The 12,448-nt window shown below is 68.2% G+C and carries 14 protein-coding genes; 4 read left to right on the plus strand and 10 right to left on the minus strand.

The features are described from left to right. Positions 1-15: 15 nt before the first annotated feature. The 5 genes from OG876_RS21985 to OG876_RS22005 form a co-directional block, all read right to left on the minus strand. Positions 16-465, minus strand: a complete 450-nt coding sequence (locus OG876_RS21985) for an SRPBCC domain-containing protein (protein ID WP_328526781.1) — start codon at positions 463-465, stop codon at positions 16-18. Beyond that, positions 462-842 carry an ArsR/SmtB family transcription factor gene (locus tag OG876_RS21990; RefSeq protein ID WP_328526782.1) on the minus strand — a complete coding sequence of 127 codons (381 nt, stop codon included), beginning with the start codon at positions 840-842 and terminating at the stop codon, positions 462-464. Before OG876_RS21990 ends, OG876_RS21985 begins: the two co-directional genes overlap by 4 nt. Before the next feature lie 40 nt (positions 843-882). Then, positions 883-2,076 (minus strand): glycoside hydrolase family 64 protein, encoded by a 1,194-nt coding sequence (locus OG876_RS21995; protein ID WP_328526783.1) that lies wholly within the window; start codon positions 2,074-2,076, stop codon positions 883-885. A 226-nt stretch (positions 2,077-2,302) separates the two neighbouring features. Then, positions 2,303-2,860 carry a DinB family protein gene (locus tag OG876_RS22000; RefSeq protein ID WP_328526784.1) on the minus strand — a complete coding sequence of 186 codons (558 nt, stop codon included), beginning with the start codon at positions 2,858-2,860 and terminating at the stop codon, positions 2,303-2,305. A 266-nt stretch (positions 2,861-3,126) separates the two neighbouring features. Further along, entirely contained in the window at positions 3,127-4,272 is a 1,146-nt protein-coding gene (locus tag OG876_RS22005; protein WP_328526785.1) for a DNA recombination protein RmuC, read from the minus strand. A 577-nt stretch (positions 4,273-4,849) separates the two neighbouring features. On the opposite strand from OG876_RS22005, the gene OG876_RS22010 reads away from it, so the two are divergent. Beyond that, the gene (locus OG876_RS22010) at positions 4,850-5,524 is read left to right on the plus strand and encodes a potassium channel family protein (protein WP_328526786.1); all 675 of its coding nucleotides are present in this window, start codon (positions 4,850-4,852) and stop codon (positions 5,522-5,524) included. 96 nt (positions 5,525-5,620) lie between these two features. Here OG876_RS22010 and OG876_RS22015 read toward each other — a convergent pair whose 3' ends face one another. Further along, positions 5,621-6,391, minus strand: a complete 771-nt coding sequence (locus OG876_RS22015; RefSeq protein WP_328526787.1) for a polysaccharide deacetylase family protein — start codon at positions 6,389-6,391, stop codon at positions 5,621-5,623. A 73-nt stretch (positions 6,392-6,464) separates the two neighbouring features. Next, complete coding sequence (locus OG876_RS22020; protein WP_328526788.1) at positions 6,465-7,541, minus strand: DUF817 domain-containing protein; 1,077 nt, start codon at positions 7,539-7,541, stop codon at positions 6,465-6,467. A 74-nt stretch (positions 7,542-7,615) separates the two neighbouring features. Between OG876_RS22020 and OG876_RS22025 the strand changes: the two genes are divergently transcribed. Together OG876_RS22025 and ychF are read left to right on the plus strand one after the other, a co-directional pair. Continuing rightward, complete coding sequence (locus tag OG876_RS22025) at positions 7,616-8,146, plus strand: GNAT family N-acetyltransferase (protein WP_328526789.1); 531 nt, start codon at positions 7,616-7,618, stop codon at positions 8,144-8,146. 50 nt (positions 8,147-8,196) lie between these two features. Next, a complete protein-coding gene (ychF, locus tag OG876_RS22030; RefSeq protein ID WP_328526790.1) occupies positions 8,197-9,273 on the plus strand; it encodes a redox-regulated ATPase YchF in 1,077 nt (358 codons plus the stop codon). Between the two features lie 41 nt (positions 9,274-9,314). Here the strand turns inward: ychF and OG876_RS22035 are convergent, their stop codons facing one another. Continuing rightward, positions 9,315-10,259, minus strand: a complete 945-nt coding sequence (locus tag OG876_RS22035) for an AraC family transcriptional regulator (protein ID WP_328526791.1) — start codon at positions 10,257-10,259, stop codon at positions 9,315-9,317. Between the two features lie 93 nt (positions 10,260-10,352). Here OG876_RS22035 and OG876_RS22040 point away from each other — a divergent pair, with 93 nt between their 5' ends. Next, positions 10,353-10,670 (plus strand): hypothetical protein, encoded by a 318-nt coding sequence (locus tag OG876_RS22040; RefSeq protein ID WP_328526792.1) that lies wholly within the window; start codon positions 10,353-10,355, stop codon positions 10,668-10,670. Between the two features lie 127 nt (positions 10,671-10,797). On the opposite strand, the gene OG876_RS22045 is transcribed toward OG876_RS22040, so the two are convergent. Both OG876_RS22045 and OG876_RS22050 read right to left on the minus strand, forming a co-directional pair. Then, the gene (locus OG876_RS22045; RefSeq protein WP_328526793.1) at positions 10,798-11,406 is read right to left on the minus strand and encodes a hypothetical protein; all 609 of its coding nucleotides are present in this window, start codon (positions 11,404-11,406) and stop codon (positions 10,798-10,800) included. A gap of 35 nt (positions 11,407-11,441) precedes the next feature. Further along, positions 11,442-12,419: a helix-turn-helix transcriptional regulator gene (locus tag OG876_RS22050; RefSeq protein WP_328526794.1), complete on the minus strand. Its 978-nt coding sequence runs from the start codon at positions 12,417-12,419 to the stop codon at positions 11,442-11,444. Between the last annotated feature and the right edge of the window lie 29 nt (positions 12,420-12,448).

The raw sequence follows: 12,448 nt of genomic DNA on the forward strand, positions 1-12,448 counted from the left end.
CGACCAAGTCGAGGCCTACTGCCAGGAGGTCACGTACTGACCCAGGACGTAGTCCCAGCCGGTGTCGTAGCCAGTGCGAGCGCGGACGCCGTCGGGACGCCGCTCCCAGCCGCTGTGCACCAGTTCGACCTCGGTGTCGTCGCCGACCGGCGTGAACGTGACGGTCACCTGCCCCGCCTGCTGCGGATCGCTGCCCGGGTGCCAGGTGAAACTGACCGACTTCGGCGGATCCCAGTCCGACACCGTCCCCCAGGTTGCGGTCTCGCCGTCGCCGCCGTACTCGATGATCCGCCCACCCACGGCTCCCTCGAGCCGCACCTCACGCGCCTGGTCCTCCCCGACCGAGTGCGACGGCAACGGCCACCACGCGGACATCTCCGCCGTGAACACCTCGAACGCCCGCTCCGCACCCACTGGCACAACAACCTTCTTCACCAGCGGCGCAAGCCCCTGCTCCACAGTCATCCCCGCTCCTCCTTGGTACGGCGCCCAGCCGTGGGCGGTTCGTCCGCACGGATCTCGGTCCGCCGGATGTGGTCGGCGTACGCGTCCAGCGCGTCACCCCAGAACTGGTCGAGCCACTCGCGCAGCTCGTCGAGCCCGGCCCGGTCGACGCGGTAGATGTTCCGCGTCCCGCGCGACTCGTGGTCGACCAGCCCGGCGGCTCCCAGCACCTTCAGATGCTGGGAGATCGCCGGCCTGCTGACGGGCACCCGCTCGGCCAACGCAGTGACCGAACTGGGCCCGCCCCGCCGCAAAGTCTCCAGAATCACCCGCCGCGTCGGATCTCCCAGCGCGTCCAGCACCGGGCCCGCCGCCTCCAGCAATCCGTAAGTCCCCACGAACGGTAAGCTGCCACTAACCAAGTCCGGAGTCAAGCCCTCAGTCGAACGGGTCGAGGGTCAGGTTGGCCTGCTGGGGGTCGCCGTCGTGGACGAGGGACTCGTGGTTGCCGACGTCGTCGAAGGCGAACGCGTACGCGTTGCCGTCGGCCATCTGGGCGTGGATCTTGCGCGCGTAGTGGTTGGTGACCGTGTCCTGGTAGAAGTTGCTGCTGTTCGGGTCGGGCTGGTTCGGGTTCACGAGCAGGGTGGAGCGGTTGTAGCCGGCGCACAGGGTCCGCGAGATCGGCCCGCGGACCTGGTCGTTGGGTGCGTCGAGCAACTTGAAGCAGCCGAAGATGCTGGCCGCGTCCGGCTTCTGGAACGAGGTGACGACGGCGCCCGAGCTGTTGGTGAAGTTCAGGACGTTGCCGGAGACGCGGCCGAAGTACTTGGTGTTCGGCTGGTCGCCGAACGGCGTGACCGTGAGGGTCTCGTTGCTGTACTTCGTCCACACCCGGTTCACGTAGTCGTCCATCACGTTCGCCGGGAGCGCGCCCGTCTCCACGCCGTACGTCGGCGAGAGCGCCCGCAGTACCGAACCATCCGGTGCCGTCTGGATCAGGTTGGCCCAGCCGCCCGGCTGACCGCGCAGCGCGTTGTAGAAGTTGTTGTAGCCACCGGCGACGAGGTGACCGGTGGTCTTGGTGCTCCCGTCCGCGAGCCGCACTCCGACGGCGTACGGCGCGGAGAACATGTCGACCTGAGTGCTGTTGATCCACAGCCCCGAGTCGTTGAGCGTGTACTCCGACCAGTTGAACAGGATGTTGCGGTTCGGATCGCTCGGATTCTGTACGGCGGGTTGGACCAAGCCGCCTGTGGTCAGCTTGAAGACCAGCTTCTGTCCGTACGAGAAGTACACGCGGCCGGAGAACTTCGGCATCCGGATCGTGACCGACTGTCCGTTGCCAGGCCCGGCGATGGACGCATCCGGGGCGGGAGTCGGCGGGTTGCCGCCGGCCGGCCAGGCGTGAAAGTTGCCTGCGGCATCGGCCCACCCTTGCTGTCCGGTGGCCAGGTTGGTGCCCAGGTTGTAGATGTAGACCGCGTCTCCACGGCCGGAGTTGTTGGTGATCTGCAAGGGAATGGTTGCCGGCACAGCCGCCTCTGCCGACCGGTCGACGCTTGCGGTGATGACGCCGGCGACACTCGCCGCAGCCGCGACGATCGCCAGGATGCGAATTCTGGTCCGCACAGTTCCTCCTCAGGTCAGTCCCGTACGAGAAGGCGACGCGCCGGCCTACCTGCCACACCACCAGGCGGCAGCAGGATCCGAACCGGCGCTCAGGTCCGAACGGCGAGGGACGGTAGACCGCCGAACGACCGAGAGAGCGCTCTCATCGTTCCGCAACCCGACCCCCCACTGTCAACACCCCACCCCTGTCGGCTTTCCGACAGGGGTGGGGTGCGTGCAGCGCTGGTCAGGCCGGCGCGTCTCCGCGTGGAGCGCCCTCGCCGACGAGGCCGTCGATCGACTCGCGGATGAGGTCGGCGTGGCCGGTATGCCGCGCGTACTCCTCGATCATGTCGACCAGGATGAAGCGCAGGCTCGGTGCCCGCCCGTCCCGCGAGACGCGCTTGGCGAGCTGATCCACGCCGCGGGTGGTCAGCGCTTCGGCGACTGCATGACGCGAGCGCTCGACGGACGCTTGCCAGAGCGCCATGAGCTGGTCGGGGGAGTCGTCCGCTGCGCTTTCCCAGTCCCAGTCGGGGTTCGCGTCCCAGTCGACGGCGTCCCACGGCGCACCGAGCTCACGGTCGTGCAGTCGCCCGGTGAAGTAGTCGTCCTCCACGAGCGCCAGGTGCTTGAGCAGGCCGCCCAGTGTCACGGTCGACGGCGGGTGCTGCCTGGTGAGACCGGCCGCGTCGAGACCACCACACTTCCAGGCGAACGTACGGCGGTTGCGCTCGAGCGCACCGAGCAGAGTGTCGACTTCGGTGCCGGCGATTGGTGGTTCCTCGAGAGGCTTGGTGTCCATGCGGAGCACGCTATCGCCGGTTCCGGACAGTCGACTCCCGGAATGCCGAGCCCTGCCTTTTCTGTCTCAGCCCGCGCTCCCTCAACCGCCCGCGCTCCCTCAACCGCCCGCGCTGCCTCAACCGCCCGCGCTGCCTCAACCGCCCGCGCTGCCTCAACCGCCCGCGCTGCCTCAACCGCCCGCGCTGCCTCAACCGCCCGCGCTGCCTCAACCGCCCGTGCTCCCTCAACCGTCGCCCGCTCTCTCAGCCGGCTGCTCGCCGTCGGTCAGCCGGTCTGGGTCGGGGGCCAGCGTCTGGTGGAGTGAGGGTCGTCCACGGCGACGAACTCGGGCGCGGTGAGTGGGCGGACGGAGGCTTCGATGGATTCCATCGCGGTGAGTTCGGCTTCGGTCACGTGGAGGTCGCGGAGTTTGCGGGCGGTGATGAAGACCCGTCGCTCGAACGAGCCGACGGTGCCGTTGTACGCCTCGACAGCGGCGGTCAGCGAGCGACCGACCCGGCCGAGGTGATCGCCCATGGTGCCGAGACGTTCGTACAGCTCGCGGCCGAGCTCGAAGACCTGCTGGGCGGACTCGGTCAGCGCCGACTGGTTCCACGCGTACGCCGCCGCCCGCAGGGTAGCGATGAGCGTCGTCGGCGTCGCCAGGATCACCCGGCGCTCAGCGGCGTACTCGAGCAAGGACGGCTCGACGTCGAGCGCGGCGGACAGGAACGACTCGCCCGGCACGAACAGGATGACGAACTCCGGTGACGGCGACAGTCTCGTCCAGTACGCCTTCGCCGACAGTTGATCGACGTGGATCCGCAGATGCCGGGCGTGGGCCCGCAATCGGTCCTCGCGGAAGTCGGCGTCGTCCGACTCGGTCGCCTCCAGGAATGCTGCCAGCGGCACCTTCGAGTCGACGACGAGATTCTTGCCCTCGGCAAGTCTCACGACGAGGTCCGGCCGCAGCAGCCCGTCCTCGCCGACCGTCGTCGTCTGCTCGGTGAAGTCGCAGTGCGCCACCATCCCGGCCAGCTCGACAGTCCGGCGCAGATGCAGCTCACCCCAACGCCCGCGCACCTGAGGCTTGCGCAGCGCGGTCGACAACGACGCCGTCTCGCGCCGCAGCGCCTCGCCGCTGATCCGCACTTCGTTGACCTGTTGATGGAGTTGGCTCTGCCAGGCCGCTCGACCTTGCTCGAGCTGATTCAGCTGTGCGTGCAGACGATCCAGCGCGTCCTTCACCACCGCCTGCCCGGACATCTGCTGTCCGACCGCGGTCCGCTCGCCGGTCAACTCCACCACCCGATCCTCGGCCGCATCCCGCTCAGCCGTCACGCGAGCCAGCTGAGCCCCGTCACGCCCCCGCGCCCAGAGCACCCCGAACACCGCCCCAAGCAGCAACCCCACCACAAGAAACAGCAGCACCAACAACACCGTCGTACCTTGCAAGGGGTGCCACCTTTCATCAGCACTAACCAGTGCCTACTGACGCTACAGAGCGCCACCGACAGTTCTGGCGATTTCCCGTAGATACACACCGCATCCCGAGAATGGTTGAGCCGGACCCGGATTCGACGCCACGCGAGTCGCGCTCGAGTGCCTCACAGCCTGGATCGAACTAGGACCGCAGGCGGGAGCCAGCACCGGTTCCACAAGGGAAACGGACGGCTTCACAGCGGGGCCGTCGCCGTTCCCAGCGGCTGCGCGGCGGGCGTAGCTTGCGGAATGCAAGCGTCCTCCGGCCGAGCGGCCAACTCGGCACCGAGGGCTGGCAACCACCTAACTGGAAGGGGTCACCGCGTGCCCCGATCATCGCACCACCCAACGACAGCAAGGCCGGTCTGGCTGGTCGTGGAGCGCCACCACCTGTCCAGGCGGCTGCATCTGCGCCACTGCGAGCACTCGGCGGGCGGGCCGGATTACCCGCAGGGCTGGCGGGAGGCGACGGCCGAGGAACAGGCGACCATATGGACGTGCAAGCACTGCGGCAGGCGGCTCCGGCATGTCTGAGTTTGTCGGCTTCAGCCCGCCGTCCAGCCGACGGCGACCCGGCACGACTGGCAGCTATGAACGGCGCACGGGTTGGCTTCTGGACTGCGCGGCCGTTGCCTTTCTGGCCGTGTACGCCGTGCCGATCCTCCACCCCGACCTGTCGCCCGTCTGGTTGCGGGCCTGCGAGGTCGCGAGCTGGGCCGTGTGGGCGTTGTTCGGCGCCGACTACTTCATCCGGCTGAGTCTGGCGGAGGATCGGCGGCGATTCGTCCGGGGCAACCTGGTCGACGTGGCGGTGATCGTGCTGCCGTTGCTGCGACCGATGCGTCTTGTCCGGCTGCTTCCGGTGCTGGCGAGGATGCAGCATGCCGGGATGTCGCTGCGCGGTCGGGCGACGACGTACGTGGTCGCCGGCGCGGTCCTGCTCGGGTTCGTGGCCTCGTTGGCCGTGCTCGATGCGGAGCGGGGTAGCCCCGAAGCCAACATCACCTCGTTTGGTGATGCGCTCTGGTGGGCTGCCGCCACGGTGACGACAGTCGGCTACGGCGACCGCTTCCCCACCACCGGCGAGGGCCGGATCGTGGGCGTAGCTCTGATGCTCGGCGGCATCGCTCTAGTTGGCACGGTGACAGCCGCACTGGCGAGTTGGTTCGTCGAACAGCAGAGAAAGGAAGCCTCGAAGTAGATGGAGCCGACGGCAACCGCCGCGACAGGTTCACCTGGATCCGTCCAGGCCGCCTCGGTGCCGGGTGTGGACCGGGTTTGGTCGGCAGGCTGAAGGTCAGCAGTCCATGGCTGGGAACGAGTAGCCCTGGGCTTTGAGGAGGGGCAGGACCCTGTCCAGGGCGGCGACCGTTTCCGAGCGGTCCCCGCCGCCGTCGTGAAGGAGGATGATGTTGTGGTTGTGCACGTGAGTCAGGATGTTGTGCACGATCGCCTGGGTGCCGGGGCGGGCCCAGTCGCGGGGATCGACGTCCCAGAGGACCTGGACCATGCCGGCGGCCTTGATGTCGGCGCGGACCTTCGGGTTCGAGGCGCCATACGGCGGGCGGAAGCAGGTCGACCGCGGTCCGTCGAAGATCTCGTGGTGCCGCCTGGCCGGCGAGATCGCGGTCAGCTGCGGGTGCGTGATCGAGTGGCTGCCGATCGTGTTGCCGGCGGCAAGCACCCGCTCGCGCAGACCCGGGTGCGCGGCCTGCATACCGCCGAGCTCGAAGAAGGTCGCGTGGGCGCCGTGCTTCGCCAGCGTCTGGAGGACCTTCGGTGTCCACAGTGGGTCCGGACCGTCGTCGAAGCTCAGGAACAGGACCTTTTTATTGCCTGTGGCAAGCGCTGCGGTCGGGTTCGGGGCGGGCCGGTGCGGCGTCGACGGTGGAGCGTTGACGCTGGGGGTCTCGGTCGGTGTCGCGGACGGGGTGGTGGGCGACGTCTGCGTGGTCGCGGCGGCCGGCTTCGGCGGCCGCGAATGGCCGAGTGCCAGGACCAGCAACGATCCGACGACGACGGCCAGCGCCACCCCGGTCGCGACGAACGCGGCGAACTTTCGGGACATGATGCTCCCTTGCAGATCGGGCGGATGTTCCCCAGTCGCTCCCGCTCAGGAGCCTCACATGGAAGGAGACGCCCTACTGTCCGCTCCGGTTGGCGCCGTCATGTTGCGGTGAGGTCTCAGCGACCGCGGCAGTCTCCGCCGGGCTCACCTCCACGCGCCCTGCCCTGGCCTCTGCAGTGCTCTCCGCCGCCCGCCCTGCCGTTGTATTTGCAGCGCTCTCCGCTCGGCTCCCTGTCGCACTTCCTGCCGCGCTCTCCGCCGGGCTTCCCGTCGGGCTTTCCGCCGCGCCGAGGTCGGCGGGTGTGATGGTGGTGGCCTGCGGGGTCGCGACAGTTGCGGGGGTGCCGCGGTGGTAGAGGCGGCCTTCGAGGGACTTGATGCTGGCGACCAGGACGAAGCTCATGCTGACCAGCAACGCCCACGCACCGAACTTGGCCGGGTGGACGAGGTGCCAGACGTTGATCTGGTCGGGGTAGTTCCACGCGTCCAGGAAGGTGCCGAAGTTCTCCGCGATCCACAGGAAGAACCCGATCAGTCCGAACGCCACCGCGAGCGGCATGCGATGACGCCGTACGCCGACCGTGTAGAAGACCCAGGTACGGCGGAGTGCGATCAGCAGGCCGAGTGCGATCGGGATGCGCAGGTCGGGCAGCCAGTGGTGGGTGAAGAAGTTCGTGTAGATCAGCACGGCGAGGATCGTGGTCAGCACCGGGCGGTAGCCACTCACCCGCAGGTCGAACCGTCGCCAGGCCTGACAGAGGTAGCTGCCGACCGCGGCGTACATGAAGCCGGCGAACAGCGGCACCCCGGCGATCTTGGTGACCGCGTCGCCCGGGTACTGCCATGACCCGATCTGCACCTTGAACAGTTCCAACCCGAGCCCGATCAGGTGGAACGCGAAGATCACCGCGACCTCCCGCCATGTCTCCAGCCCGACCAACCAGAAGAGGAGTGTCAGACCAAGGCAGTAGACCAGCAGAGCGTCGTACCTGGCGATCGGCAGATCGACGTACTTCGAGATCGCGAGGCCGGCGAACAGGCACGCCGGGAACAGGCACGACACCAGTTCGAGCCACCCGAACCGCAGGAATTGGAGGCAACCGAACACGAAGCGTGAGCGGACTCGGCCGGTGATCTTCCAACTGGTCACAGAGTGGAGACGTCGCTTGCCCTCGACTGGTTGGGACGGATAGATGATTCGGCAAGCGATGGGGAGGTGCCGCGATGGATCCCAAGGTGGTTTACGAGACAGACCGGCTCGTCGTGCGCGACTGGGTGGACACCGACGAGGACCGGGTGTTCGACATCTACCGCCGCTGGGAGGTGTCGCGCTGGCTCGGCGCCGAGCCGCGGGTGATGGCCGACCGCGGCGCCGCAGCCAAGGTGATCGAACGCTGGAACGCGCGCAACCAGGACCCGACGTACGGCGTCTGGGCCGTCGAGGAACGGTCGACGGGCACGGTCGCGGGGACTGTCCTCCTCGTGCCACTGCCCCAGCCGTCCGACGGGACCGCGAGCAAGGGCGAGATCGAAGTCGGCTGGCACTTCCACCCGGACGCGTGGGGCCGGGGCTTGGCGACGGAGGCGGCGCGCGGCGCGATCGCGCACGGCTTCAAGGCCGGGCTCGGCGAGATCTACGCGGTGGTCCGCCCGGACAACGCCGCCTCGCTCGCCGTCTGCCGCCGCCTCGGCATGCGCTCGATCGGCCGCACCAACCGCTGGTACGGCGCCGAGCTGGAGGCCTTCCTGCTCTGAAAGCGCCTGAATTGGGGTGCGAGGGCCCCGGCCGCGTAACCTTGACGCCCGTGGCACTCACCATTGGAATCGTCGGGCTCCCCAACGCGGGCAAGTCCACCCTGTTCAACGCGCTGACCAAGAACAATGTGCTCGCCGCGAACTACCCGTTCGCGACCATCGAGCCGAATGTCGGTGTGGTCGGCGTACCGGACGCACGGCTGGGCAAGCTGGCCGAGCTCTACAACTCCGCGAAGGTGATCCCTGCCACCGTGCAGTTCGTCGACATCGCCGGGATCGTCCGCGGCGCGTCCGAGGGGGAGGGGCTGGGCAACAAGTTCCTCAGCCACATCCGCGAGTCGGACGCGATCTGCCAGGTCACCCGGGTGTTCCGCGACGACGACGTGACCCACGTCGACGGCAAGGTCTCGCCGGCCGACGACATCTCCACGATCCAGACCGAGCTGATCCTGGCCGACCTGCAGACCGTCGAGAAGGCGGTCCCGCGGCTGGAGAAGGAAGCCCGGCTGAAGAAGGAGAGCGCCGTCGTCCTCGAGGCGGTCCGGGCCGCGCAGAAGCACCTCGAGGCCGGTACGCCGATCATCGCGACCGACGTGGACCGCGACGCGATCCGCGAACTCATGCTGATGACGGCCAAGCCGTACCTGTTCGTCTTCAACTGCGACGCCGACGAGCTCACCGACGAGCCGCTCAAGCAGCAGATGCGGGATCTGGTCGCGCCGGCCGAGGCGATCTTCCTGGACGCGAAGTTCGAGGCGGAGCTGGTCGAGCTCGGCGACGAGGACGAGGCGCGCGAGATGCTCGCCGAGATGGGCATCGACGAGCCCGGCCTCGACGTACTGGCCCGGGTCGGCTTCGACACCCTCGGCCTGCAGACCTACCTCACCGCCGGTCCGAAGGAATCCCGCGCCTGGACGATCAAGCGCGGCGCCACCGCCCCCGAAGCCGCCGGCGTCATCCACACCGACTTCCAGCGCGGCTTCATCAAGGCCGAGATCGTCTCGTACACCGACCTGATGGACGCCGGCTCCATGACCGCCGCCCGCTCCGCCGGCAAAGTCCGCATGGAAGGCAAGGACTACATCATGCAAGACGGCGACGTGGTGGAGTTCCGCTTCAACGTCTAACCCCATCGGGGGAAGCGTTGGGGACGGCGACGTCTGACCCGTCAAGCGGACCATTCGGTGCGGAAGGTGCCGGGGGAGCAGCCGTAGATCCGCTTGAAGGCCTTTGAGAACGACGACTCGTTGTCGTAGCCGACGTCCCTCGCGATGGCGTCGATGGTGCGCGAGGTCGTCGCCAGGTAGCCGGCGCCCTGACTGAGCCGGACGCGCGTCAGATGGCTGAGAGGCGGCTCACCGACGGAGTCGCGGAACTGTACGGCGAACGCCGTACGGGACATGCCGACCTGTCGCGCGAGGCCCTCGACCGTCCATCGCGCCCGAGGATCGCGTCGCATAAGTCGCAGAGCGGCAGCGATCGGTGCGCCCCCGCCCTCCTGGGTCGGCAGCTGCACCAGAGCGGCCTCCTGCTGCGCCAGGTACTGGCGGAGGAACTCGGTGAGGAACACGTCGGCAACCTTCGCCAGAACCGCGGCGTCGCCCGGGGCGGTGCTGTCCGAGGCCAAGAGGTCGGCGATCGGCTGCAGCCAGCGGGTCACCCGGCTGTTTCCGTCCTGGTCGAGCACGAGAACCCGCGGCAGGAGGTCGGTCATGTCGTCCGGCAGGAGGGCACCCTCGAACGCACCGCACAGCACGGTCGTGGTCGCGCCGTCGCCGCCGTACGTCAGGCGTCCCGCAGAGTCGGGTGGGTGATCCGTGAGGATCGCTTCGAGGAGGCGCACCGGAGTGCGCGGGCCATCGCGTACGACGTGACTGGTGCCGCGCGGAAGTACGACGATGGCGCCTGCCTCGAGTCGATGAGACTCGGCCGGACTGTCCAGGTCCAGCCACGCGGCGCCGTCGAGCACGATGTGGAATTTGGCGAGATCCGAGCCGTCGACGCGGAATCCCCACGGCGCGGTGAAGTGCGAGCGACACAGGATCGTGCTGCGGACGTTGATGGCCTTGAGTACCTCGGCAAGGTCGTCCGACAGAGGGCTGATACGGCTCACAGCGCAAGCGTAGGACAAGGCATGGACGATCGGACATGTTGCTTGTCCTACAGGACATTCAGATCACCTGTGCACGCCCGTAGCGTCGTTGTCATGACGAGATTCCTTGTGACCTACCACGGTGCCGGTGCCCCTCCTAACGCGGAGGAGCAGCAGCAGGCGATGGCCGCGTTCATGACGTGGGTCAACCAGGTCGGTTCCGCCCTTGTCGATCCCGGTGCGCCGCTCGGCAGTTCTGCTGTGGTGACGAGCGAGGGCGTCGCAAAGGACGGTGTCGCCGAGGGCCCGGCCGCGGGCTACTCGATCCTCGAGGCGGACGACCTGGCTGCCGCGGCCGAGTTACTGCGCGAGCATCCCTTCGTCGGCCGGGGCGGGGCACTTCAGGTGAGCCAGGCCATCTCGCCTACTTGAGCCGGGGTGACCCTGTCCGCCGAGGGTGACCGACCGACGCGACGTAGTGAGGTTCCCCTTCGACGTCGGACAAACCGCTGGGGATGCCGGCGTTGCGCTTCAGCGTGGGCGCGGCGTCGGGTTTCGCTCAGTCGGTGGCGGGTTGGTCCTGGGCGAGAAGATGCTGGAGCGATTCGGGGACTGTCAGGTCGGGGGCTTCTGATCGCTTGTCTGAGATTGCTCGGCGTAGGAGCGGCAGGTTGAGCGGAGTCCCGTCGAGGGCGGCGAGGGTTGCAGCGATTCGGGCGTCCTGGTGCCGGGCGATCATCGTGGCGAGTTGCACCTCGATGGGAACGGTCGGGACGGGGTGTCCGTGGCAGTTCAGAGTTTCGCGCACTCGCCACACCATCGGTGCGCGGGTCTCGATCATCAACTCGGCGGCGGAGGGCGCGTCGATGTGTGCCAATTCGACTTTGACGCCGTCGACGATCCAGCGCCCGAAGGTCCACCGTTCGCCGGCGTCACCGAAGTGGAGCGTGGGCTCTGCTGCTGTGCTGATCCAGTCAGGCGGTTCATCAAGCTGCGGCGCGGCGGGTGTCAGTAGCAGGGCTGCCGCCCGGGTGACGTCCCCGGCTGTGCGGATGGCGATGTCGATGTCACCCGCAATGATCGCAGCACCGCGGAGGGCGGTGGCTGCGCTGCCGACGAGCATCCACTCGATGCGGCCACCGTTCAGCTGTTGGGCGACGGTGGCCAAGGCCGTGGTCCATGGGGCGCTCATGTTTGTTGAAGCTAGTTGTCGCCATGGACAGTTGGGCGAGTACGTCTCGCGGTAGCTGGAGTGTGCAAGACGGAGATGGCGTGCGAGGCGTCGCGGACCTGGTCGGCGAGTTCTGGTGGGGCTAGGACTTGGGCGTCGCCGGCTTGGGCGAGGACTGCTGCGCAGGCTTCGTGGGGGTTTTCGAGGTCTGCGTGGACGATCCACCAACCGGTCTCGGCGGTCGGGAGCATGGGGGCCGTCGGGCGGAAGCGGCGGATGGCGTGGTCGCGGACGCGGAGGACGATCGGGTACGACGGACGGGTGGCGCGGAACTCGCGTTGGGAGTCGGCCCAGTAGTGGGCGAGGTCGAAGTCGGGTGGTCGCGTGAAGGTGCTGTCGGTGAGGGTTGCCGAGGTGAGCCGGCCGAGGCGGTAGGTGCGGAGGCGGCCGTCGGAGCGGGCCGCGACGAGGTACCAGGTGCGGGCCTTGGCGACGAGGCCGAGCGGCGCAACGGTGAAGGGGTCGGTCCGGTCGGCGTACGTGATCGTGATCCGGCGTTCCTCCCAGACCGCCTCGCGGCACAGGTCGAGCCAGCGCGGCACCTCGCGCCGGTCGTCCCAGCCGGCGTGATCGATCAGCAGCCGCTGGCGGGCGAACTCGGCCTCCCGTCGCGTCGCCTCGGGCAACGAGGCGATCAGCTTCGACACGGCCTGATCGCTCGACGCGTCGAGACCCAGATCGGCCAGCACATGGGCCGTCGCACCGACGAAGACCGACATCACCTCGGACGGCGTGAGCCCGGTGAGCCGGCTCCGGTAGTCGGGGAGCAGCGCCCACCCACCACCGCGGCCGCGGATCGAGTAGACGGGAACGCCGGCCAGGCTGAGTGCGTCGAGGTCGCGCTGCACGGTCCGTGGCGAGACTTCCAAAGAATGCGCGAGCTGGTCCACGGTCGACTGACCGCGGGTCTGCAGGTGCAGCAGCAGTCGGAGGAGCCGTTCGGCGCGCATGGTTCGACTATGTCAGGAAAACAAGCCAT

The sequence above is a fragment of the Kribbella sp. NBC_00359 genome, assembly GCF_036097425.1.
GTDB lineage: Bacteria > Actinomycetota > Actinomycetes > Propionibacteriales > Kribbellaceae > Kribbella.

Coding starts and splice junctions, on each gene's coding strand:
- OG876_RS22040 (WP_328526792.1), top strand. CDS start 10,353: ATGACGAGATTCCTTGTGACCTACCACGGTGCCGGTGCCCCTCCTAAC.
- OG876_RS22025 (WP_328526789.1), top strand. CDS start 7,616: ATGGATCCCAAGGTGGTTTACGAGACAGACCGGCTCGTCGTGCGCGAC.
- OG876_RS22000 (WP_328526784.1), bottom strand. CDS start 2,860: ATGGACACCAAGCCTCTCGAGGAACCACCAATCGCCGGCACCGAAGTC.
- OG876_RS22010 (WP_328526786.1), top strand. CDS start 4,850: ATGTCTGAGTTTGTCGGCTTCAGCCCGCCGTCCAGCCGACGGCGACCC.
- OG876_RS21985 (WP_328526781.1), bottom strand. CDS start 465: ATGACTGTGGAGCAGGGGCTTGCGCCGCTGGTGAAGAAGGTTGTTGTG.
- OG876_RS22050 (WP_328526794.1), bottom strand. CDS start 12,419: ATGCGCGCCGAACGGCTCCTCCGACTGCTGCTGCACCTGCAGACCCGC.
- OG876_RS22015 (WP_328526787.1), bottom strand. CDS start 6,391: ATGTCCCGAAAGTTCGCCGCGTTCGTCGCGACCGGGGTGGCGCTGGCC.